Source organism: Saccharopolyspora pogona, from assembly GCF_014697215.1.
Lineage (GTDB): Bacteria > Actinomycetota > Actinomycetes > Mycobacteriales > Pseudonocardiaceae > Saccharopolyspora > Saccharopolyspora hattusasensis.
The window spans coordinates 2,164,699-2,187,484 of sequence record NZ_CP031142.1; the positions used below are offsets into that span (position 1 = coordinate 2,164,699).

At 68.5% G+C, this 22,786-nt stretch carries 18 protein-coding genes and 2 pseudogenes; 11 read left to right on the plus strand and 9 right to left on the minus strand.

Annotated elements, in window-relative coordinates:
* Positions 1-8 precede the first annotated feature (8 nt).
* On the plus strand, positions 9-1,037 hold the full coding sequence (locus tag DL519_RS09855; RefSeq protein WP_190814137.1) for a sensor histidine kinase: 1,029 nt from the start codon (positions 9-11) through the stop codon (positions 1,035-1,037).
* On the opposite strand, the gene DL519_RS09860 is transcribed toward DL519_RS09855, so the two are convergent.
* Positions 999-2,063: an NAD-dependent epimerase/dehydratase family protein gene (locus tag DL519_RS09860; RefSeq protein WP_190814139.1), complete on the minus strand. Its 1,065-nt coding sequence runs from the start codon at positions 2,061-2,063 to the stop codon at positions 999-1,001. The two genes, DL519_RS09855 and DL519_RS09860, sit on opposite strands and share 39 nt — an antisense overlap.
* Before the next feature lie 137 nt (positions 2,064-2,200).
* On the opposite strand from DL519_RS09860, the gene DL519_RS09865 reads away from it, so the two are divergent.
* Complete coding sequence (locus tag DL519_RS09865; RefSeq protein ID WP_190814141.1) at positions 2,201-3,721, plus strand: molybdopterin-dependent oxidoreductase; 1,521 nt, start codon at positions 2,201-2,203, stop codon at positions 3,719-3,721.
* Between the two features lie 144 nt (positions 3,722-3,865).
* Here the strand turns inward: DL519_RS09865 and DL519_RS49805 are convergent.
* A pseudogene (locus tag DL519_RS49805) lies at positions 3,866-4,324 on the minus strand (hypothetical protein); the annotation flags it as partial.
* Between the two features lie 3 nt (positions 4,325-4,327).
* Complete coding sequence (locus DL519_RS09870; protein WP_223838668.1) at positions 4,328-5,038, minus strand: transposase family protein; 711 nt, start codon at positions 5,036-5,038, stop codon at positions 4,328-4,330.
* 480 nt (positions 5,039-5,518) lie between these two features.
* Between DL519_RS09870 and DL519_RS09875 the strand changes: the two are divergent.
* The 8 genes and pseudogenes from DL519_RS09875 (at position 5,519) to DL519_RS09910 (ending at position 16,132) form a co-directional block, all read left to right on the plus strand.
* Positions 5,519-9,154: pseudogene (locus DL519_RS09875) on the plus strand (nitrate reductase subunit alpha).
* Complete coding sequence (narH, locus tag DL519_RS09880; protein WP_190814145.1) at positions 9,154-10,722, plus strand: nitrate reductase subunit beta; 1,569 nt, start codon at positions 9,154-9,156, stop codon at positions 10,720-10,722. The pseudogene DL519_RS09875 and the gene narH overlap by 1 nt, the downstream one beginning before the upstream one ends.
* On the plus strand, positions 10,719-11,339 hold the full coding sequence (gene narJ / locus DL519_RS09885; RefSeq protein WP_190814147.1) for a nitrate reductase molybdenum cofactor assembly chaperone: 621 nt from the start codon (positions 10,719-10,721) through the stop codon (positions 11,337-11,339). Before narH ends, narJ begins: the two co-directional genes overlap by 4 nt.
* Positions 11,336-12,067, plus strand: a complete 732-nt coding sequence (gene narI / locus DL519_RS09890) for a respiratory nitrate reductase subunit gamma (protein ID WP_190814149.1) — start codon at positions 11,336-11,338, stop codon at positions 12,065-12,067. Before narJ ends, narI begins: the two co-directional genes overlap by 4 nt.
* Positions 12,068-12,071: 4 nt before the next feature.
* The gene (locus tag DL519_RS09895; RefSeq protein ID WP_190814151.1) at positions 12,072-12,995 is read left to right on the plus strand and encodes a tellurite resistance/C4-dicarboxylate transporter family protein; all 924 of its coding nucleotides are present in this window, start codon (positions 12,072-12,074) and stop codon (positions 12,993-12,995) included.
* 1,228 nt (positions 12,996-14,223) lie between these two features.
* Complete coding sequence (locus DL519_RS09900; RefSeq protein ID WP_190814153.1) at positions 14,224-14,532, plus strand: hypothetical protein; 309 nt, start codon at positions 14,224-14,226, stop codon at positions 14,530-14,532.
* Positions 14,533-14,987: 455 nt separating this feature from the next.
* Entirely contained in the window at positions 14,988-15,806 is an 819-nt protein-coding gene (locus DL519_RS09905) for an endonuclease/exonuclease/phosphatase family protein (RefSeq protein WP_223838669.1), read from the plus strand.
* 80 nt (positions 15,807-15,886) lie between these two features.
* Positions 15,887-16,132 carry a hypothetical protein gene (locus DL519_RS09910; RefSeq protein WP_190814155.1) on the plus strand — a complete coding sequence of 82 codons (246 nt, stop codon included), beginning with the start codon at positions 15,887-15,889 and terminating at the stop codon, positions 16,130-16,132.
* A gap of 273 nt (positions 16,133-16,405) precedes the next feature.
* Here DL519_RS09910 and DL519_RS09915 read toward each other — a convergent pair whose 3' ends face one another.
* On the minus strand, positions 16,406-17,449 hold the full coding sequence (locus tag DL519_RS09915) for a 2,3-butanediol dehydrogenase (RefSeq protein ID WP_190814157.1): 1,044 nt from the start codon (positions 17,447-17,449) through the stop codon (positions 16,406-16,408).
* A 297-nt stretch (positions 17,450-17,746) separates the two neighbouring features.
* A complete protein-coding gene (locus DL519_RS09920; RefSeq protein WP_190814159.1) occupies positions 17,747-18,583 on the minus strand; it encodes an APH(3'') family aminoglycoside O-phosphotransferase in 837 nt (278 codons plus the stop codon).
* Between the two features lie 189 nt (positions 18,584-18,772).
* On the opposite strand from DL519_RS09920, the gene DL519_RS48515 reads away from it, so the two are divergent.
* Entirely contained in the window at positions 18,773-18,895 is a 123-nt protein-coding gene (locus DL519_RS48515) for a hypothetical protein (protein ID WP_263399607.1), read from the plus strand.
* Positions 18,896-19,107: 212 nt separating this feature from the next.
* Here the strand turns inward: DL519_RS48515 and DL519_RS48520 are convergent, their stop codons facing one another.
* From DL519_RS48520 to DL519_RS09940, 4 genes are all read right to left on the minus strand, one after another.
* Complete coding sequence (locus tag DL519_RS48520) at positions 19,108-19,377, minus strand: DUF3574 domain-containing protein (RefSeq protein WP_263399608.1); 270 nt, start codon at positions 19,375-19,377, stop codon at positions 19,108-19,110.
* A gap of 253 nt (positions 19,378-19,630) precedes the next feature.
* Positions 19,631-20,392: an alpha/beta fold hydrolase gene (locus DL519_RS09930; protein WP_190814161.1), complete on the minus strand. Its 762-nt coding sequence runs from the start codon at positions 20,390-20,392 to the stop codon at positions 19,631-19,633.
* An 87-nt stretch (positions 20,393-20,479) separates the two neighbouring features.
* Entirely contained in the window at positions 20,480-21,295 is an 816-nt protein-coding gene (locus DL519_RS09935) for an ISAs1 family transposase (protein ID WP_190814163.1), read from the minus strand.
* Between the two features lie 248 nt (positions 21,296-21,543).
* Positions 21,544-22,779, minus strand: a complete 1,236-nt coding sequence (locus DL519_RS09940; RefSeq protein WP_190814165.1) for an IS4 family transposase — start codon at positions 22,777-22,779, stop codon at positions 21,544-21,546.
* Positions 22,780-22,786 lie beyond the last annotated feature (7 nt).

The window sequence follows — 22,786 nt, forward strand, 5'->3', positions numbered from 1 at the left end:
AACCCGCGATGAACGTGATCACCGAGCTCACCCACGTCGCGCCTTACGCGATCGGATTGTCGCTGCCGGTGGCGCTCGTGGGCGCGGGCCTGCTCTACGTGCTGCGGCAGCGCTCGCTGACCACGGCGTTGACCGTGCTCGTGCTGACCCCGCTGCTGGCGACCCTGGCCGGGGTCCTCGGCGTTACCGGGTTCATGTTCGGCCCGCAACTGACGACCGCCGTCGTGATCTGCACGGCGGTCGCTGTCGTCACCGTGCCGGTCGCCGTGCTGCTGGGCCGCAGCATCGCCCGGCGAAGCGTGTGGGAGCGGGAGGCACGGGCCCGGGAGCGGGCCGCCGAGGCATCGCGGCGCGAACTGATCGCCTGGATCAGCCACGACCTGCGCACCCCGCTGGCGGGAATCCGCGCGATGTCCGAGGCGCTGGCCGACGGCTTGGTCGACGAGCCGCACGAGGTGTGCGACTACGCTGCCCGGATCCGCACCGAGACCGAACGGCTGTCCGGCATGGTGGAGGACCTCTTCGAGCTGTCCCGGATCACCGCGGGCGCGGTGCGGCTCGACTTCTCCGCCATCCCGCTGCTGGACGTCGTCAGCGAAGCGGTCGCGGCGGAGAACCCGCTGGCGCGGCGGCGCGGAGTCCAGCTGCGGACCGAGACCAGCGACTGGCCGGTGGTCGCCGGCAGCGATCCCGAACTCGCCCGCGTGGTGCGGAACCTGCTGTCGAACGCGATCCGCCACACCCCGCCGGAGGGCTCGGTGGTGCTGGCCGCCGGCCACGACGGCGCGCACGCCTGGTTCCGGGTGGACGACGCGTGCGGCGGGATCGCGCCCGAGGAGCTGGACCGGGTTTTCGACGTGGCGTTCCGCGGGACGCGGGCGCGCCGGGACGAAGCGGGCGCCGGGCTCGGCCTGGCGATCGCACGAGGTCTGGTGCAGGCGCACCACGGCACGATCGCCGCCCGCAACCACGGGCCCGGCTGCCGCTTCGAGGTCCGGCTACCGCTCGCCCCCGCCGACCGCGGCGGAATGGCGTAGCGGGGCGTTCGCGAAAGCCTCCACGCCCTCGGCGAAATCGACCGACGCCCGGAACCCCAGTACCCGCGCCGCCTTCGCTGGATCGGCGACGATGTGGCGCACGTCGTTGGGCCGCGCACCGCCCACGACGCGCGGTGCCGGCCCGCCGCAGGCCCGCGCGAGCTCGGCCGCGAGTTCGCCGATCGTGTGCGGCCGGCCGGAGCAGATGTTGAGCGCGTCCGGACCGTCTGTCGGCGGCTCGGTTTCCACCGCCGCCACGTTGGCCGCGGCGACGTCGGCGACGTGCACAAAGTCCCGCCGCTGGCGGCCGTCTTCCAGCACGACCGGAGCTTCGCCGTCGTGCAGGGCCGAGCGGAACAGCGATGCGACGCCCGCGTACGGCGTTCCGCTGGGCATCCACGGCCCGTAGACGTTGTGGTAGCGCAGGGCCCACACGCCCCCACCGGTCTGCCGGGCCCATGCCGCCGCGAGGTGTTCCTGGGCGAGCTTGGTCGCGGCGTAGGTGCTGCGCGGGTCGAGCGCCGCGTCCTCCGGCACCAGTTCGGGCGCCAGCGGCGTACCGCAGGCAATGCATCGCGGCTCGAACTGCCCGGCGGCGATGTCGTCCGCGCGTCGCGGAGCGGGCCGGACCAGCGCGTGCCGCGGGCAGCGGTATCGCCCCTCCCCGTAGACGACCATCGACGAAGCCAGCACCAGGCGACGCACCCCTGCATCGTGCATCGCGGCGAGCAGCACCGCGGTGCCGAAATCGTTATGCGAGGCGTAGTCGGGCATGTCGGACGGGTCGACGCCGTGGCCGACCATCGCGGCCTGGTGGCACACGACGTCCACCCCATCGAGCAGCCCGCGCACCACGTCGAACTCCCGCACGTCGCCGCGCACCATCCGGTGGCGCGACCGGGGCTCGATCCCGTGCGCCTGAGGCAGGAACGCGTCGAGCAGCACGACTTCGTGCCCGCGGTCGGCTGCTGCGTCGGCGACGGCCGATCCGATGAACCCGGCCCCGCCGGTTACCAGAATTCGCACGCCCCGACGGTAAGTGCGATCGGCGCCTACCGGCTCGCCGAGCGCCTCGACGTCATCGTTCTGTCAGATCTTGCCGTTGTCTTACGAAGCCTTTCGGCCGGTCGCAAATGCGGGGCGGGCGGCGTCGAATGGGAAGCATGACCTCGGTACCGATCCCACGGCTGCGCGCCGCCGTGGCCGGCCTGCTCGCCACGGGCGCCGCGCTTGGCGCGGGACACCTCGCGGCAGGCCTGGCCGACAGCCCGTCACCGTTCGTGGCGGTGGGCGGCGCGTTCGTCGACCTGACGCCGGAGCCGGTGAAGGAACTCGCGATCTCGCTGTTCGGCACCGCCGACAAGCTGGCGCTGCAGACCGGGATGGTGCTCGTGATCGCGCTGCTGGCAGCGGTCGCCGGGCTGCTGTCCCGGCGGCGCTGGTGGCCGGGGGCGATCGTGATCGGCCTGTTCGGGGTCATCGGAGTGGCCGCCGCGATGTCCCGCCCCAGGGACGGCGTGGCGGCAGCGCTGACGTCATTGGTGGTCGGGGTCGTCGTGTTCTGGTTGCTGCACCACACCGCGGAGATGGCCGGTGAAGCGCCGGCCGAGGTTGACGCGGGCCGTCGGCGGTTCCTGATCACCTCGTCGCTGGTGGTGCTCGGCGCGGGCGCGGCCGGAATCGTCGGCGGGTTCCTGCAACGGGGCGCGGGCGTGATCTCCTCGCAGCTCGCGGCAGCCGCCCGCATCCCGAAGGTCCCAGTGCCGCCCATCCCGCCCGGCGCCGACTTCGTCGCCTCCGGCACACCGACGTTCCTGACCTCGAACCGGGACTTCTACCGGATCGACACCGCGCTGGTGGTGCCGCAGGTCCGCGCCGAGGACTGGCGGCTCCGGCTGCACGGCATTGTGCGACGGGAACTGGTGCTGAGCTACGACGAACTGCTGCAGCGCCGGGTCGAAGCCCGCACGATCACGATCACCTGCGTGTCCAACGAGGTCGGCGGCGGGCTGATCTCCACGGCCACGTTCGTCGGCGTACCGGTGCGCGATCTCCTGCTGGAGGCCGGGGTTCGGCCGGGTGCGCAGCAGCTGTTCACCACCAGCGTCGACGGCTACACCGCAGGCACGCCGCTGGACGTCCTGCTCGAACCGGACCGGGGCGCACTGCTCGCCGTCAGCATGAACGGCGAGCCGCTGCCCACCGAGCACGGTTTTCCGGTCCGCATGGTCGTTCCCGGGCTGTACGGCTACGTGTCGGCGACCAAGTGGCTGGTCGACGCCGAGGTCACCACCTTCGACCGGCAGCACTACTGGGAGCGGCGGGGCTGGGCCCGGCAAGCGCCGGTCAAGACCGAGTCCCGCATCGACCGCCCGCGGGCAGGGTCGGTGGTGCCCGCCGGGCGGGTCACGGTGGCCGGCATCGCCTGGGCCCAGCACACCGGCATCGACCGGGTCGAGGTCCGCGCCGACGGCGGCGGGTGGCAGCCCGCCGAACTCGCCACCGACGTGAGCCGGGACACCTGGCGGATGTGGCGCGCCACCCTGGACCTCCCGCCCGGTGGTCACGTCGTGGAATGCCGCGCCACCGACCGGACCGGCAGGACGCAGCCGCCGGAGCGCCGCCCGGTCGTCCCGGACGGCGCAACCGGCTGGCACGCCGTGGAGTTCACCTGCACCAGTTGACCTGCTGCCCCAGGAGCTCCCGGGGCAGCGCTGCGCCCCACCACTGCTCGACTTGGTCGGGCGACCAACGGCGTTCCGCGGTGAGCGTGGCGTAGCCGTCGATGTTGTGCCGCCGCCGCTCTGGGCCAGGTTGCGCAATTCCTGGAGAGCGACCGACAGCATCGCCACATCCGGTTCCGCAGCTTCCATCAGCGGCGCGAAGGTTTCCCGGTACATCCGGACGTGGTCGAGGTTGCCGTCGAGCCAGTCCTCAACGAGCCGTTCCGGCGCCGTCGACTCGTCCGCGCCGTGCAGGCCTGCGGCGGTGAGCATGCGGCGTTGGGTGAGCAGGTCGTCGCGCGGCGAAGCCTTCCGGCGGTCGCGGACACCGGCCCGACTCGCTCGGGAACGCGCGAGCGATTCCACCAATCGATTGACGACCAATGTTGGGATACGTAACCCGCAGGGGACAGCCTCCAGAAAAGGGACATAGCGACACCGGGAGGGATTTTTCGAAACCTCCCCAAAGGCTTCCAAAACAATTCCAAAGAGTTTGGTATATACCAAGCATAGATTGCTCGATAGTGCAAAAGTCCTGTTCAGCCACTGAGCGTTATTCACCACGGATTACCAGCCGAGTCGGTAGAATTCGAGTGACGTGATGATGAGAATGATGTTGGGCAGTTCGGCGAGGCGTCCTCGATATCCGGTGGCCAGTATCTTCCAGTTCTTGACATGAGAGATGCATCGTTCGACGGCCGATCGTAGCGAAGAGATTATCTTGTTGTTCGCCTTGTCGTTTGTGGAGAGTTCGCCGCCCTTGGGTTTCTTGCGCGGAGTGATCGCGTGAGTCCCTTGGTATGCGGGGTCGGCGATAGTAGGGGTGGCCGAGAGGCGATCTTCCCAACCGCACTCGTCGAATGCTTTGCGGTCATGCATCGAGCCGTGCATCGGCGCGGATATTCCCAACAGGCCACCATCGGTATCTGCTGCGATCTGGATGTTGAGGCCTGCGCGGCGGCGCTTGCCGGAGTAGTTGTCCTCGTGACCAGTGCGGTTGCCGGTCGGGACATCGGTTCCGTCGACCAGGACGAGTCGGCCACGGATGGCCTCCTTGAGATCTGGAATGTGCAGGTATAAGGCCTCCCCGATCAAGGGAAGAATGCCTCGATAGATCCGCGATACAGTCGGCTGGCTGAGGCCGAATAAATCGCCGACAGCTGCCTGGTTTAAATTCTGTCGGACATACACCAAAGTGATCACGACGGCCCGATACAGTCCCACCGTCAGAGGCCACGGTTGCTTGCCGCGACACTGGACGATCTGCCAGATACGCACGACAAGCTCCTCGATCTGGTCAGCAGCAAGCCCTGTAGTAGACTGATAACGCAACGGCCCTACCTATAAGTCGTCTTCTTTGAGCGGAAAACGATCTTACCCGGTTGGGGTCGTTGCTCTATTTTGAGGTGATCACGCTGCCTGAATAACGCTCACTATTAAAGAAATCCTAATACGTCGACAAATTGGACAAACGAAATACGAGAAGCACGGCCGCACAAACTGGTCACCGAGAGCTCTCCCCTCTTAACCGAGTGTGAACTTCCCATATTTGATCTCGCTGCGCGGCGGCTAAATGCGGTCGTAAATTGGGACCGCGAACCGACACCGAATTCGCTTCATCGTTTCTCCACGAGATCGGGAGAACTCACCATGTGCGCAGCACCGATCCGGGACTCCGACGGAGTTCCCGGACAATTCACCGGGGGCCGGGTCGGGGGTCGAACCGGGGGTCGACCCGGGGGCACGGCCGGTGACGCGCTGCTGAGGATCGGCCGACTGGTGTCCAAAAAGGACACCTCTGCCGACCTTCGCGCGGTGTACCGCAGTGGCGGCCGCGAGGGCGACGTGTTCTACCGCGACCGGTGGAGCCACGACAAGGTGGTGCCCTCCACCCACGGCGTGAACTGCACCGGGTCCTGCCGGTGGAACGTCTACGTCAAGGACGGCATCATCACCTGGGAGACGCAGGACACCGACTACCCGTCGGTCGGCCCGGACCGGCCCGAGTACGAACCGCGCGGCTGCCCTCGCGGGGCCTCGTTCTCCTGGTACTCCTACTCGCCCACCCGCATCCGCTACCCGCACGCCCGCGGCGTGCTGGTGGAGATGTACCGCGAGGCCCGGCGGGAGACGGGCGATCCCGTCGCCGCGTGGCGGTCCATCGTGGACGATCCTGAGCGCAGGCGGCGCTACCAGCAGGCCCGCGGCAAGGGCGGGCTGGTCCGCATCTCCTGGGACGAGGCGGTCGAGATGATCGCCGCCGCGCACGTGCACACCATCGCCGCGCACGGCCCGGACCGCATCGCGGGGTTCTCCCCGATCCCGGCCATGTCGATGGTCTCGCACGCCGTGGGGTCGCGGTTCATGGCGCTGATCGGCGCGCCGATGCTGTCGTTCTACGACTGGTACGCCGACCTCCCGGTGGCCTCGCCGCAAGTGTTCGGCGACCAGACCGACGTGCCGGAGTCGGCGGACTGGTGGGATGCCGCGTACCTCATGATGTGGGGCTCCAACGTGCCGGTCACCCGCACGCCCGACGCGCACTGGATGACCGAGGCGCGCTACCGAGGCCAGAAGGTCGTCGTCGTCTCGCCCGACTACGCCGACAACACCAAGTTCGCCGACGAGTGGCTCGCGCCGCACCCGGGCACCGACGCAGCGCTGGCCGTGGCGATGGGCCACGTGGTGCTCAAGGAGTTCTTCGTCGACCGTCCGACGCCGTTCTTCACCGACTACGTGCGGCGCTTCACCGACCTGCCATTCCTCGTCAGCCTCGTCGAACGCGGCGGCCGACTCGTGCCGGGGAAGTTCGTCACCGCCGCCGAAATCGGCCGCGACGGCCGGGACGAGGAGTGGAAGACGGTGCTCCTCGACGACGCGACGGGCGAGCCGGTGGTGCCCAACGGTTCTCTGGGATTCCGTTGGAACGACGGCGAAACCGGGCGGTGGAACCTCGACCTCGACGACGTCACCCCGCGCCTGAGCCTGCGCGGCCACGACAGTGAGCCGGTCGAGGTCATGCTGCCCCGCTTCGACGCGCCGGACGGCAGCGGCGCGGCGATCACCCGCGGCGTCCCGGCGATCCGGCTGCGCCCCGACGGCCCGCTGGTGGCGACCGTGTTCGACCTGCTGCTCGCGCAGTACGGGGTCGCCCGCGACGGCCTGCCGGGCGAATGGCCGTCCGGCTACGACGACCCGGACTCGCCGGGCACCCCGGCCTGGCAGGAGCAGATCACATCGGTGCCCGCAGGACGGGCCGCGCGGATCGCCCGGGAGTTCGCCGACACCGCGATCCGCTCCGAGGGGCGGTGCATGATCCTCATGGGTGCGGGCACCAACCACTGGTTCCACTCCGACGAGGTGTACCGGACGTTCCTGACCCTGCTGCTGCTCACCGGCTGCCAGGGCCGCAACGGCGGCGGGTGGGCACACTACGTCGGTCAGGAGAAGGTCCGGCCGCTGACCGGCTGGGCCACGCTGGCGTCGGCGGCGGACTGGCACCGCCCGCCGCGCCAGATGATCGGCACCGCCTGGTTCTACCTGCACACAGGGCAGTGGCGCTACGACGGGCTCACCGCGGACGCGCTCGCCTGGCCCGGCGCGGCCGGGACGCTCGCCGGAGCCACGGCCGCCGACTGCCTCGCCCGCTCGGCGCGCGCGGGCTGGATGCCGTCCTGCCCCACCTTCGACCGCAACCCGCTGGACCTCGCCGACGAGGCCGCTGCGGCCGGACTCGAACCCGGCGAGCATGTCGTGCGGGAACTGCAGGCCGGCCGCCTGGGTTTCGCGGGCGAGGACCCGGATGCGCCGTCGAACTGGCCGCGGGTGCTGACCGTGTGGCGCTCCAACCTGCTGGGCTCTTCGGCCAAGGGCAACGAGTTCTTCCTCAAGCACCTGCTGGGCACCGACGCGTCACCGCGATCGACCGAGCCCGAGCAGCCGCCGGTCGAGGTGCACCGGTCGGATGCGGCCGAGGGCAAGCTCGACTGCTGCTGTCGCTGGACTTCCGGATGACCAGCACGACGCTGTTCTCCGACGTCGTGCTGCCCGCCGCGACCTGGTACGAGAAGCACGACCTGTCCAGCACGGACATGCACCCATACGTGCACTCGTTCAACGCGGCCGTCAACCCGCCCTGGCAGTGCCGGACCGACTTCGATGCCTTCCACGCCATCGCCGCCAGGTTCAGCGAACTCGCCACGCACCACCTCGGCGTCCGGCGGGACGTGGTGGCGACGGCGCTCGGCCACGACACCCCCGGCGAAGCCGCGCAACCCGGCGGGGTCCTGCGCGACTGGCGCCGCGGCGACGTCGACCCCGTCCCCGGCCGGACGATGCCGACGCTCACCTGCGTCGAACGCGACTACACGGCGGTCGCCGCCAAGCTGGGCGCGGTCGGGCCGCTGTTGGACAAGCTCGGCACCACGACGAAGGGATACACCGTCGAGGTCGGCCCGGAACTGGCGTGGCTGGCCGAGTCGAACGGGGTCGCGGCGGGCGGACCGGCCGCCGGGCGCCCGCTGCTGGACACCGATCGCCGGACCGCCGATGCGTTCCTCGCGCTGTCCGGCACCACCAACGGCCGGCTGGCCAACGAGGGGTTCCGGGTGCTGGCCGACCGGGTCGGCCGCGACCTCACCCACATCTCCAGTCACCAGACCGGACACCGGGTGACCTTCGCCGACACCAGGTCCCGGCCGGTTCCGGTGGTCACCAGCCCGGAGTGGTCCGGCGACGAGTCCCGGCGGGCGGCGGTACGCGCCGTTCACGATCAACGTCGAGCAGCTCAAGCCTTGGCACACCCTCACCGGCCGCCAGCACTTCTTCCTCGACCACGACTGGATGGCCGAACTTGGCGAGCAGCTGCCGCTGTACCGGCCGCCGCTGGACCTGCACCGGCTGTGCGGGGAACGCCAGCTCGGCCCCGACGGCACCGCTGAAGTCGTGGTGCGGTACCTGACGCCGCACTCGAAGTGGTCGATCCACAGCGAATACCAGGACAACCCGATCATGCTGACGCTCTCCCGGGGTGGCCCGACGTTCTGGATGAGCCCGGCGGACGCGGCGGCCATCGGTGTCTCCGACAACGACTGGGTCGAGGCCGTCAACCGCAACGGCGTCGTGGTTGCCCGCGCGGTCGTGTCGCACCGGATGCCCACCGGAACCGTGTTCATGTACCACGCGCAGGACCGGACGGTGAACGTGCCGAAGAGCGAAACCACCGGCAGGCGCGGGGGAATCCACAACTCGTTGACCCGCGTGCAGGTCAAGCCGACGCACCTCATCGGCGGCTACGCGCAGCAGTCGTTCGCGCTGAACTACCACGGCCCGACCGGCAACCAGCGCGACGAGGTCACCGTCATCCGCCGCCGCAACCAGGAGGTCGAATACTGATGCGTGTCATGGCACAACTGGCCATGGTGATGAACCTGGACAAGTGCATCGGCTGCCACACCTGCTCGGTCACCTGCAAGCAGACCTGGACCAACCGGGGCGGCGTCGAGTACGTGTGGTTCAACAACGTCGAAGCCCGCCCCGGGCAGGGCTATCCGCGGCGCTACGAGGACCAGCAGCAGTGGCGCGGCGGCTGGCGGCTGGACCGCCGAGGCCGGCTGAGGCTGCGCGGCGGCGGGCGGCTGCGCAAGCTCGCGACGCTGTTCGCCAACCCGGACCTGCCGGAGCTCGACGACTACTACCAGCCCTGGACCTACGACTACCGGAACCTGCTGGAGGCGCCGCTGGGCGACGACACCCCGGTGGCCCGCCCGAACTCGGCGATCACCGGGCGCCCGACGAACGTCCGCTGGGGACCGAACTGGGAGGACTCGCTTGGCGGCACCCCCGAACACGGCGAGTCGGACCCGGTGGTCGCGAAGCTGCGCACCGAGCTGGGCACCCGGATCCGCTTCGAGTTCGAGCAGTCGTTCCTGTTCTACCTGCCGCGGATCTGCGAGCACTGCCTCAACCCGTCCTGCGTCGCGTCCTGCCCGTCCGGGGCGATGTACAAGCGGGCCGAGGACGGCATCGTGCTCGTCGACCAGGACCGCTGCCGGGGCTGGCGGATGTGCGTTTCCGGTTGCCCGTACAAGAAGGTCTACTTCAACCACAAGACCGGCAAGGCCGAGAAGTACACCTTCTGCTACCCGAGGGTGGAGGTCGGGCAGCCGACGATCTGCTCGGAGACCTGCGTCGGCCGCCTGCGCTACATCGGGGTGCTGCTCTACGACGCCGACCGGGTCGGCGACGCGGCCGCCACGACCGACGAGCACGAGCTCTACCCGGCGCAGCGGGACCTGTTCCTCGATCCGAACGATCCCGCCGTCGCCGCTGCCGCCGAGCGGGCGGGCATCCCGCACGACTGGGTCGAGGCGGCCCGGCGCTCCCCGGTCCACGACCTGATCTGCCGCTACCGCGTCGCGCTACCGCTGCACCCGGAGTACCGGACGATGCCGATGGTCTGGTACATCCCGCCCCTGTCGCCGGTGGTGGACGCCGTCGCGGAGACCGGTTTCGACGGCGAGGAAGCCAGGAACCTCTTCGGCGCCATCGACGCTCTGCGCATCCCCGTGGAGTACCTGGCCGAGCTGTTCACCGCGGGCGATGTCGGCCCGGTGCGGGATTCGCTGCGCAAGCTCGCGGTGATGCGCTCGTACATGCGGTCGCTGAACCTGGACGAACCGCCCGACGAGGAACCGCTCCACGCGATCGGGTTGGACGCTGCGGAACTCCAGTCGATGTACCGGCTGCTGGCCATCGCGAAGTACGACGAGCGCTACGTCATCCCGACCGCCGGCATCGGCGACGCGCACGAGCTGGAATCGATCGCGACCGCGTGCAGCCTGGACACCGACGGCGGGCCCGGCATGGGCGGACTGCGGTCCGGCAGCACCGACCTGGTCGTGTGGGACGGCAGCGGGCGCCCGGCCGGCATGTTCCCGACGCTTCGCGGGGAGCGGTCATGAAGCGTCGCCGCATGGATTCCCGCTCGCGCGCGCTGGTGCGCCAGATCGCCGCGTGGTGCCTGCACTACCCCGACGCGGTGTTGGCCCGGCGGATGGATCTGCTGCGGGAAGTCCTCGCCGAAATCGCCGGAACCGACCCGGCGAAGCACCTGCACCACACCCTGGAGCACCTCGCGAAGACGCCTGCGCAGCAAGCAGAGCAGCACTACATCGAGGTGTTCGACACCAGCCCTCGCCGCGGCCTGTACCTGACCTGGTACGTGCACGGTGACACCCGCTTGCGCGGCGGCGCGCTGGCCGAGCTGGCGGGCGTGTACCGCACGCACGGCTACCAGATCATCGGCGGGGAACTGCCGGATTACCTGCCCGCCCTGCTGGAGTTCTCCGCCGGTCCGCGGCCACACGAGGGCGAGCGCCTGCTCGGCCGCTTCCGGCCCGCGATCGAGGTGTTGCACCGCAAGCTCGCCGAGATCGAGACCCCATACGCCCCTGCCGTGCAAGCCGTGCTCGATGCCGTGCCGCGCCAGCGCGAAAGCACCGCTGCTCCCTCGCAAGCGCCGACCGAGCAGGTCGGCCTGCAGCCCTATCCGCTCACCCTCCAGGAGGGCCGCCGATGACCACCCCGTTCGACGTCGTGCTGTGGGCCGTGCTGCCGTACGTCGTGCTCGCCGTGTTCATCGGCGGCACGGTTTGGCGGTACCGGTATGACAAGTTCGGCTGGACCACCCGGTCCAGCCAGCTGCACGAGTCCCGCCTGCTGCGGATCGGCAGCCCGCTGTTCCACTATGGACTGCTGTTCGTCGTCGGCGGCCACGTGCTCGGGCTGGTGGTGCCGAAGTGGCTCACCGAGATGTTCGGCGTGACGGAGTCGAACTACCACGAGGTGTCGCTGGGCATGGGCACGTTCGCGGGTTGTGCCGCACTGGCCGGGCTGCTGGTCCTGCTGTGGCGGCGCCTGCGCACGCACGCGGTGCGCGGCGCAACCAGCCGCAGCGACCTGTTCACCTACACCGCACTGACGGCCACGATCTGCCTCGGCCTGTGGACCACCATCGTCGACAACGGCGTCCGCGGACCCTACGACTACCGCGATACGATCGGACCGTGGTTCCGCGGCATCTTCTTGCTGCAGCCGCACCCGGAGTTGATGGCGCACGCCCCGCTGGACTACCGGATGCACGCGCTGCTCGGCGTGGCCCTGTTCGCGCTGTGGCCGTTCAGCCGCCTCGTGCATGCCTTCAGCGCTCCGCTGCACTACCTGTTCCGCCCGTACGTCGTCTACCGCAGCCGATCCGGTGACCGAGTGGGAACCCGGCAATCGCCGCGAGGCTGGCAGCGGCTCTGACCGGATGAACTGGAAGCGCATACCGCCCGAATCCGGAGCGGTGGTGATGAGCATCGGAGTGGTGTCGGTCGCCAGCGGATTGGCGGGTTTTCCCGTGCTCTCCTTGGTGTTGCTGGTGGTTGCCGCCGTTTTGTGGGGCATGTTGGCGGTGGCGTTTCTGGCGCGGATTTCCTTCGACACCAAGCGCTGGTTGTGGGAGGCCGGCCGCCCCGGCGCGTTGACCTGCGTAGCCGCCACCGGGGTTCTCGGCCTCGACCTGCACTTCTCGTCTGCCGCTTGGGTGCTCCTCGCTGTGGCGACGCTGCTGTGGCTCGGGTTGATGCCGCTGGTGCTGCGCGGCTGGCGGACCCCGACCGTCGGGGTGCACTTCCTGGTCTGCGTCGCGACGCAGTCCTTGGCGGTCCTGGCGGGTCAGCTCGCCACCGACGCGCGATCTCCGTTGCTGCTGTGGGTTTGTGCCGGTGCGACTGCGCTCGGCCTGGTGCTGTACGCCGCGGTACTCGTCCGGTTCGACTTCCGGCAGCTCAGCCGCGGAGCCGGGGATCACTGGATCGCCGAAGGGGCGCTCGCGATCAGCACCGTTGCGACCGGCAAGCTGCACTCTGCGCTGCAAGCGCTGGAGATGCCGACGGCGGCTGCGGCGGTGCGCACCATCGACCTCGTGCTCTGGGCGATCACCGTGGGCTGGTACCTGGTGCTGGTGGTGTTCGAGTTGCTCGCGCCGCGCCTGCGCTACGACTTCCGTCGCTGGGCAACGGTTTTCCCCCTAGGTATGACCTGCGCGGCCTGCTTCAGCACCGCCGCGGCATCCGGCATCGCCTGGATGGCGGACGCAGCCTGGATCCTGCTGTGGCCCACGCTGGTGGTCCTCTGCCTTACCGCCTGGGGCACCGTCCGCAGCTTGCCGGGGTCGCGCGCGCGGATCTGACGGTCACCACTCCGATCGTCGCGGCGTCCTGGTCTGCCTGGACCCCCATAATCTGAGGGGCACCGTGACCAACTAACTGCAACTAACTGGGTCACGGGTGCCCCTCACTCACGATAAACCCGGACTCGGCGGGCAGCCGGTGCGCCGAGACCGGTTCGGATGGCGGGATCTGGGGCAGCGGCCAGCGCCAAGGACGTCATGTCTGTATCGGCGTAGAACAGGGTCGCCTCGGACAAACGCCGGCGTTCTGCACGCGACAGCAACGGCGCGGCGATCGCGCCCGTGGAAAACCGGTTCCCGGCTTCCTGCACTCGGGGCAAACATCGTGGCACGTCCCATATTGATGGCCTTCGCCAGCGCCGCCGTCGAGCTCTCCGCCCCGATGTAGTCGACCATCCGGGCCCGGATATCAAGCAGCTAACCCGGTCCGGTGCCCGCCACGCGTTTCGCGCCGGCCGCGACGAAACCCCCGACCCGGCTTCACCGTCTGCTGTCGGTGCCTGATGCTCGGCATGTGTCACGCGTTGCTCTCCCGCCTTCGTCACGGCTCTGACCTTGACTAACGCGCCCGCCGCCGGAACTGGCGGACGCCAAACGCCTCATTACCGACTGAGCCGCGGCTCACCGCCGTAGTTCGGCGCTGGTTCAGCAGCCACATCGCTTCCGCCCGGTGGCCGTTGATCAGGTCGGCAGTGGCCAGGCCACAACTGCCGACCACGCTCCGTTGCCGCCTGGTCGCGACGGTGCCGGTGCGCTGGTGCCTCGATTGTCGACACGTCTTCCGCGCCGTTTTTCGGGTTCAGCGCTCGATGAGCCGATTTCACCCCGTCGCCGGGTTCTTCTCATGTCCTGGCGGTTGGCCGGAAAGATTGCATGAACCGAACTTCGGCGCGGGGTTCGCTCATTCTCGGTAATCTACTGCTGGTTTGTCTCGTGCTGATTCTGAACGTCTTGGCACTTTTCCTGAAGGTCGACCTCTCGGTTTATCGAGGACAGGCGGGCGGCGGTTGTGTTGGTGTCCGAAATTCGATACGCGCGTGTGCGCGGGCCGATCTGATTGATTACGTTTCGATGCTACTCTGCGGTGGAACACAATCATTCTGCTGGCAGATATTGGCCGTCGTCGATTCGTGTCAACATTTTACCGTTCCGGGAACCTCCGGAACGAACGTCTTTGCGGCATATTTGGCGGAAATGTTGCCCTACAACAGGGAAAGGGAGTGCAGCCATGCCCAGCATTCGCATCGGAGCAGGGTCGACGCAGCCAGGATCCGGTTGGCAAGAACACGGAAACGGTGTCACGCTGCTCGTCGACACCACCAGCGCGAAATTCACGCAAACGCCCACTTACACGATCTCGTTGAGCGGCCCCGGCGGGAACATGTGGATCGCCGGCGGCGGCGCCGCTTCCGTCTACGAGCCGACCGCAACCAGTTTCAAGGTCTACATCCTGCGGTCGGACGGTCAGAAGCTCAGCGTCTCCGACGTAATCAACAACTGGAAGTGGTACATCAACTGGATTGGCGTCCAGGAGTGAAATAAGCCCGAAATTTGCGAGGCGTGGCGCTGATGGTCGCCACAACTCGTCCGGCAACTGATCGCGCAACCGCGCGGAATTGGCCACCGGCTGGGCGAACTCGTCGTGGTGATCGCTGGGGGCGAGGGGTGTTGTCGCCCCGGAAGTGGCGCCGATCTCTCGCGAAATCGGCGCCACCTCGGCCGGCTGTACCGAGTTATCCTCCAGAAAGTACAGTTCCTCTGGAGCGGTCAGCGGTTCGTTAACTTCCCACCCCGGGGCTTCAGCCCCGGCGAGCACTAACACAGCCCCGGACACTGACACACGCTTCCTCGGCAGCGGACGGCAAAACCCCGTCACGACTCCGACCACGATGTCACGCACTCGCTAGGTATCGGCAAGTCGAAGTCCACGACACCGTCATCGGGGGCTCGTATGCTGCCGGAGTTGTGACCGCTTCTCGCCGGACCAATGTCGTGATCGCCCTCGCCACCGCCGTGATCGCGCTGCTGCCGCAGGCGGCGCAGGCGGCCCCCGGCCACGATCTCGACGTCCTCGACTTCAACATTCACACCGGGATCGGGACCGACGGACAGCTCGACCTGGCGCGCACCGCGGACGTGATCACCCGCAGCGGGGCGGACGTGGTTGGCCTGCAGGAGGTCGACGTGCACTGGTCGGCGCGCAGCGGCTACGCCGACCAGGCCGAGCAGCTGGCCCGGCTGACCGGGATGCACGCGTTCTTCGCGCCGATCTACGACCTGGACCCGGAGCCCGGGCACACCGAGCGCCGCCGGTACGGCGTCGCGGTGCTCAGCCGGTTCCCCATCATCCGCACCGAGAACCACTGGATCACCCGGCTTTCCACGGTGGACCCCGCTCCGGTGCCGAAGCCGATGCCGGGCTTCGCCGAGGCAGTCCTCGCCACCCCAGGGGGCCCGACGCACGTCTACGCGACCCACCTCGACTACCGGCCCGACCCGGCTGTCCGGCGGACCCAGGCCGACGAGACGATCCGCATCCTGGACCAGGACCCGCCCGGCTCCCGGCAGCTCCTGCTCGGCGACTTCAACGCCGGCCCCGGCGCCCCGGAGCTGGCACCGCTGCTGGCCCGCATGCGGGACGGCTGGGCCGCCGCGAACGGACCGGACGGCGGCCTGACCTACCCCGCGTCGGCGCCGCAGAACCGGATCGACTACGTGACCTTCGCCGGGCAGTTGCGCGCAACCCGCGCCGAAGTACCCGACACGCAAGCGTCGGACCACCGCCCGGTGGTCGTGACCATCACGAGATAGGTCTTTCCGCCCTGTCCGACCGGCCGCTCCGCTGGAACACTCGGCGAACGCCGATGACGTCGGGAGGGGGTTTGGGGGACATGCCCGACGTGCGTGTAGAGCTCAACAACCGGGAACGCGCCACCCTGCGGGCGGTCGCCGCAGGCCGCGTTCAAATCACCTACAGCTGCGAGCCGGACCTGTACATCGACGGCGTGGCGTTCTGCGACCAGCAGACCGCCCACTGGCTCGTGCACCAAGGTCTCGTACGCCCGGCCGTGCCCGGCGAGCCAGGAGACGTGGTGGCCGCCGAGCTCACCGAGCCGGGGGCCGAACAACTCGACTGACCGCAAGCCGTCACCGCGCGACGGCCGGTGGCTCCCGTGTGAGCGCGTGGAGCAGTTCACGGTGCGCTTGGCCGCCGGGTGGTCGGTGCCGAGCGGGCGATGCTGCGGATCCACCAGGAACGCCTGGCCGATGCCGCCGAACGCGAGCAGCAGCGCCGCCACTGGCAGGGCGTCATCACTGCACTGGTAGCAGCCCTCGCCGGGGGCTGATGCTGCGCCCGTCTCGGACGCCCCCGTCGCCTGGTGGCTCAGAACGACCCATCGGGCGGGGGCTCACGGATCGACCAGGACCTTCATCTTCCGGCCGGCGCGCAGCGCCGCGAAGCCCTCCTCGACGACCTGGTCGATCGGGACGTGGGTGACCCATCCGGTGGTGTCGTAGTGGCCGCGGGCCATCAGGTCGATCACCGCACGGTAGTCGTCGGAGGTGTAGCACAGCGAGCCCTGCACCATGGCCTCGCGCATGACGAGTTCAAGCAGGTTCGTGGTCAGCGGATGCTCGTAGATCGCCACCGCGATCAGCCGCTTGCGGGCACCCAGGCAGGAAAGACCAGCAGCGACACTGCTTTCCACGCCCGCAGCGTCGAACGCAGCGTCGACACCCCGCCCTCCGGTGCGCTGCAGGACGTGCCGCACCGGGTCGGTCGCGGTCGGATCGATGACGTCGGTGGCGCCCAACGTGGAGATGGCGTCGCGGCGCACCGACGATGGTTCGACGATGGTGATGTCCTCGACGCCCAGCCCGCGCAGGGCGAACCAGGCACCGATGCCGATCGGCCCCGCGCCGAAGACCACGGCGGTGTCCCCGTCGCGCGCCTCGCTGAGGCGCACCGCGTGGTAGGCCACCGACATCGGCTCGACCAGCGCGCCGAGCTCCGGGCTGATCGACTCCGGGAGCCGGTGCGCCATCGACGCGGGCACCACGGTGTACTCGGCCATGCCACCGGAGGCCATCAGCCCGTGGAAGCCGATCTGCTGGCAGATGTTGTAGTGCCCGCTGCGGCACGGCGGGCACTCGCCGCAGCGGTACACCGGCTCGATCGCCACGTGGTCACCGACGGAGATGTCCTGGACGCCCTCCCCCACCTCCACGACCATCCCGGCGAACTCGTGCCCCAACGTCAGAGGCAGCTGCTGCCCGGTCAGCGGATGCGGTTCGGTCGGCACGAAGATCGGCCCCGCGTAGTACTCGTGCAGGTCGCTTCCGCAGATCCCGTTGTGCTCGACTTTCACCTTGACCTGCCCGTACGAGCACGAGGGCTCCGCCACGTCCTGCACTACGACGTCCTCGCGGCCTCGGTACACAGCTGCACGCATGTCTCCTCCAGAAGGCTCCGTGGCCGCCCCTCAAGAAGGCTCCGTGGCCTCTCCTCCAGCACACTCCGTCCGCGCTGCCCGGGCAACCGTTGCAAGACGTTCGGGTCACCGCCGACGACGCTCGCCTGGTCGGCTGCAGTGCTACGAGGGCGTCGACCGGGCCCGCCGGGTGTTCTGGCTCAACCCCGAGCAGACCGACCGGTGGTCGAGCGGCGACTCGGCGGCCCACGACTACGCCGAGTCGCCGAGATGCACCAGTGCCGCAACGCCCGCCGCCTCAGCGAACTCGTCGCCCGCCTACTGCCGGTCTGAGGCGTCACCCCAGGTCAGCGGGTCGAGGTGCAGGTAGAACCGTCTCCGGTCCTCGTCGAGCTCGATCCCGTACCGCCGGGCGAAGGCCTCGTCCGCGACACGGGCTTCGGCTTCGCCCGGCCAGGTTTCCCGGGCGTTGGCGAGCAGCAGCGAGATGTCGGCGTACGGGTCGGCCGTGCCGAGCCGGCCGAGGTCGATGAAGCCCGCGACGTCCAGCGTGTCCGGGTCGAGGATGATGTTGGGCAGGCAAAGGTCTCCGTGGCAAACGACGGATTCCACAGCCTCCTGCTCGAGGCGCTGCTCCAGCTGCGGGGCCAAGCGCGAGAGCAGCAGCACGGGCTCCGTCCCCTGCTGCTCCGCCGGCAGGAAGTCGGGACTGACCGCGCCGCGCGCGACGACGTCCTGCGCGGTCGCGAACATCTGCGCCAGATCCCGCGAGAACGGGCAGGTTTCGGCGGGCAGGTCGTGCAGCCGCCGCACGGCCTCCGAGATCGATTCCCATGCCCGGGCGAGAGTCGCGGCCGGAACCGCATCCGCGGACACGCCCGCCAACGCCCTGGTCACGAGGCATGCGCCCGCGTCATCGGCGTGCCAGTCGAGGACGGTGGGGCCGGGGATGCCGTTGGCGCACAGCCATTCGGCCCGGTCGCGCTCCTGCTGCAGCTTCGCCACCTGATCGATCGCGACGCACTTGGCGAAGCACGAACCGTCCGAAGACCGGAAGGTGCTGGCGCCCGACTCCCCGCCCAGGACCGCTTGCCACTCGCGGTCGGCCCGGTTGGCGAGGAGGACAGCGGGAATCGGAACCGGCGAACCAGACATATGCCCGACTGTATCGGCACCCGGCAGCGCCTCATCGCCGCCTCCTCGACACCGTTGTACCGAAGCCCTGGAGCGGCCCGACGCAGTCACCGGGATCCGCGATGTCGGCCACCGCGAACTCCTCTTCCTCACCCTGCTGAAGGACCTGCCGGCCGCGCGCCGGAAAACGCCTCCCTGCGGTCCGGGGCCGTGATCGCGCAGGGAGCCGCAACCTCGCCGCACGACTGGGAAGTCCTCGCCTCGGATCTGGGCGTGCTGATCGAGCATTCGCCGCACGACTCCCCCGACCGGGCAGTCCTCTCGCGAACCTGATCAGCGATCTGGTCCGCCGGATCTCGGCGAGTTCCATCGGCGAACCGGACGTCGTGCTACACGACCTGCGTCCGGTGCTGGACGGGATCATGCCGGAGGAACGCATCCGCTGGATCGCCAGGGTTAGCGCCTACCACGGGCGCTAAAGCGTCCGATATGGACATCACCTGGGTAATCCGGTGACGCGGACCGGCTGTAACAGCGGCCGGGCCTCAGAAGTCGACGGCGGTGCGGTCGTCGATGCGGGCCACCGATTCCTGGGCGAAGCGCTTCTTGTACTCCTTGCGGATCTGCTCGATCTTCGGGTCGTTGACGTCGTGCTCACCGGCCGGGTAGAGCAGGGTCAGTTCGAAGGAGCGTTCCCGCTCGATCACGCCGTGCGAGTCCCGGTACTGCCCGTACCCGTCCTGCACCGTCAGCCCGGCCGGGAACTGCGGCGTGACGACCTCGTCGACGAACGCGTGGAACTGCTCGTCGGACACCGGGTCCCCACCACCGGGCATGGCGGTGCCGAAGAGCAGGCTGGTCTCCAGGTACGCCGCGCCGACCGCCGCTCGGCCGGCGTCTCCTCGGCGAGGGCGCCGTAGGCCACGGGGCCACCCACTCCGATGAGCCCAGCAGCCAGCACAGCGGCGGTCAGGCGAACAGGCGACTTGATCATTCGGATCTCTCCATCCACAGTGGATTGGCGTGTCCGCGGGAGGATATCGACCCGGATGCGTTGGCGCACCGCGACTATCCGACCCCCGCCAGGAAGGTCTCGATGCTGGTGGCGAGGGCGATCGGGGTTTCGTCGATCGCGTAGTGGCCCGCGTTTCCCAACACATCGATCTCGCAGTTCGGGTACCACTGCTCGAATGTCGCGCGCATCCTCGACTCGCCGAGCGCCGGATCGTGCTCGCCGACGATGACCTTGACCGGCAGTTCGCTGCCCTGGATCTCGCCGTGGAAGTCGGACTTGCCCCACGCCACCAGGTAGTCGCCGAAGGCCTGCGGATCGGAGGTGTCCAGCGAGCGGCGCACCACCGCGTCCAGCCACACCCCGGTCAGCCGGTTGCCGGTCGTGAAGTCGACGATGGCCCGGCGATTCCCGGCTTCGGTGACCGCACCGGAGAACAGCGCCCAGCCGTCTTCGTCCAACTCCCCGCCGCTGGCCGGCACCGGCGAAACCCCCACCAGGGCCCGAACCCGTTCAGGTGCATCCGCCAGGACGCGCTGCATCACCGCACCGCCCATCGAGTGGCCGACCAGCGAGAATCGGTCGAAGCCGAATTCGTCGGCGAGCGCGAGCACGTCCCCGGCGGCCTCTTCCAGGGTGTGCGAACCGGGTTCGGCGATCCTCGAACCGTATCCGCGGTAGTCCGGGAAGACGTACCGGAAACGAGCGCCGTCCAGGTACGGCTGCAACGGCCGCCAAGCAGCCCCAGAGCCGAACCAACCGTGCAAAGCGATGACCGGGTGATCCCCGCGACCGACTTCTTCGAGCCCAGCAGGCACTTCCCACCTCCAACACCGATGTTCCCCAGCAACGACCAGCATCGCGCACCGGTCAACCTCGGGTGGGCAGACAGGGCAAAGGCAAGATCACTGTGTGTTGCGCCCTGCAACTTGGAGTGACAGGAGGGGGAGTGTTCGTGTGCGGTCCCTGCTGATCCATTCGGTTGTCCGGCGGATGTCGTTGTGTCCAGTTATGCGAAGCATCGATATTGCGGTATTCCGTAATGTTGCCAGTATATGGGCACCGGTCCCGGTATAGATTTGTTGTGCGTCTTCGTGGTATGTCGTGTCACGGACGTGATGGCTTTTGTTTTCTATTCCCCAGTGGTCGCGGACTTGGTCGTGTAGGTCTTCGGCGGTGACTGTGGTGGTGTTCTGGCTGGTGATGATCCAGGCGCGCTCTTTGCTGACGAGTTCTCCGGAAAAAGTTGTTTCTTCTCGTTTGACGCAGGCTACGGAACGCGCGTGTGGGAAATCGATTCCGCCGGCGTCGGTAATCCAGGTAGTCCAGCGGCGTATCCGGCCGTGGGTGTCATCGACGACGACATGATGCGGTGTTTTCCGCAAGAGCGGAAGAACGCGGTCGAATACCTTTTCCTTAAGCACCGCTTGATTTCCCTTTACTGTCATGACGTAGTCGAATCCGCGTTCGCCGGCAATGTATTCGGCGGTCTCTCGCTGGGTGTGCGCGGCGTCCATGGTGACCACCACACGGCCGTCCACACCGCGGGAGACACCGTCGAGCAGGGCCGTGACCTGGGTGATCTCGTTGGTTCCCGGAGGAACGGCCACTTGGGCGACGGTGACACCATCGCAGTGGATCATCGCGGAGAACAGCGTGAACGACTCGTGATCCCCGATCCACGAACCGCGCAGCACTTTGCCGTCGATAGCCAGCCGCAACGTGCCGCCCGGGATAGGCCCAATGCCACGTAGCTTAAGTTGATCATGCTGCGCGGGGTTGGAGTTTGTAGAGGTGGATGGTGGCCGGTGCGGGGTGGCGGGTGCTGGCGGGCTCGTCGGGTTTTTTGATGCGGTAGTTGTTGTGGCGGGCGCGTTTGACCGCGCGGGGGCAGGTGCGGTGCCGTCGGACGGGGTTGGGCTTGCGGGCGATTTCGGCCAGGATCTCGGGTAGGGCGGTGTTCCAGTCCTCAGGGGGGAAAAGCCGCCGTACCGGTGGCGGTACGGCGGATGAGGTGCAGTGTGCGGGTGAAACTGATTCGGTCTGGGTCGATGTCGGCGGCCTCGGCGGCGCGGGCGATGAGCACGGACAGGGCGTAGTGCACGGTCAGCCAGGCCCAGATTTCCTGGCGGACCAGGTCCGGCAGTCGCGAGCGCAGGATGCGTCCGGGTCCGCGGAGGTGGGTCTTGAGCTGGTCGTTGGCGGTTTCCTCTTCCCAGCGGTCGTGGTAAGCGGCGGCCAGTTCATCAGCCCGTGCATGGGCGGGATCGAGGATCGTGGACAGCAGCACGATCAACTCCCCGGTGCCGTTACCGTCCCGGTCGGGCACGTCATATTCGACCACCCTGACCAGGTGGGCCTCGTCGGGGTCCACCTCGATCCCGGCGCGGGCAGCGGCGATGATGCGCTCCCGGTGGGCGCCCCGGATTGCCGGGTTGATCAGGACCGAGGCGTAGGTCCCGTCGGACAGGACCGCCAGGACAGGCAGGCGCAGTTGTGTCGGAGCCCGCCACAACAGCGCCGCTCCGGTGCGCACCGCGGCGGTCCAGGCGTCGAAGGAGTAGAAATTGCGGTCCGCGGTGAGCAACTCGTCCGGGTGCAGCCGCGGGTAGAGCCGGGCGGCCAGCGTCGCTTCCCCTTGCGACCACGCCCCGACTTCCGCGGCCACAAACGCGTGCGTACCACACTCGGCCAGGGCCACCACCCGCGCTTTCGGGAACGCCGACCGGTTCTCGCCGGACCCGGCGTAGCCGAAGGCCTCCGCGTTGTCCCTGCTGTCCGGCAGATCCACATCGAACCCATCGATCGCCAGCAACCGCCAGTGCCGCAGCCACGCTCCCCGAGTGTCCACTGTGGCCACCAGCTGCGCCACGCCCTCGAAAACATCGGCCAGCACCGCCGAACCCAACCGCTTACGCGCCTGGGTGATCCCACTGGATGTCGGCGCCTGCCACGACGCGTCCCAGCAGCCGAACCGCGACAACGACCCGGTCACCTTCACGGCGACCTCCTCATAGTCATCGTCGGGAAACAAGCACAATCCCATCGTCAGATACGCCACCACATGCGGCGGCAACGTCCCACCGGAACGCTTCGCACCGACACCACGCGCAGCCACCGCCAGGTCAATCACATCCCGCGGCACCGCCGAAACCAGCACACCCAACGACACCTGATCCGGCGCCACCGTCACATCTGAGGTCACGGATCAT

Coding starts and splice junctions, on each gene's coding strand:
- narI (WP_190814149.1), top strand. CDS start 11,336: ATGACCACCCCGTTCGACGTCGTGCTGTGGGCCGTGCTGCCGTACGTC.
- DL519_RS09920 (WP_190814159.1), bottom strand. CDS start 18,583: ATGTCTGGTTCGCCGGTTCCGATTCCCGCTGTCCTCCTCGCCAACCGG.
- DL519_RS09900 (WP_190814153.1), top strand. CDS start 14,224: ATGCCCAGCATTCGCATCGGAGCAGGGTCGACGCAGCCAGGATCCGGT.
- narJ (WP_190814147.1), top strand. CDS start 10,719: ATGAAGCGTCGCCGCATGGATTCCCGCTCGCGCGCGCTGGTGCGCCAG.
- DL519_RS09915 (WP_190814157.1), bottom strand. CDS start 17,449: ATGCGTGCAGCTGTGTACCGAGGCCGCGAGGACGTCGTAGTGCAGGAC.
- DL519_RS09910 (WP_190814155.1), top strand. CDS start 15,887: ATGCCCGACGTGCGTGTAGAGCTCAACAACCGGGAACGCGCCACCCTG.
- DL519_RS09895 (WP_190814151.1), top strand. CDS start 12,072: ATGAACTGGAAGCGCATACCGCCCGAATCCGGAGCGGTGGTGATGAGC.
- DL519_RS09855 (WP_190814137.1), top strand. CDS start 9: ATGAACGTGATCACCGAGCTCACCCACGTCGCGCCTTACGCGATCGGA.
- DL519_RS09865 (WP_190814141.1), top strand. CDS start 2,201: ATGACCTCGGTACCGATCCCACGGCTGCGCGCCGCCGTGGCCGGCCTG.
- narH (WP_190814145.1), top strand. CDS start 9,154: ATGCGTGTCATGGCACAACTGGCCATGGTGATGAACCTGGACAAGTGC.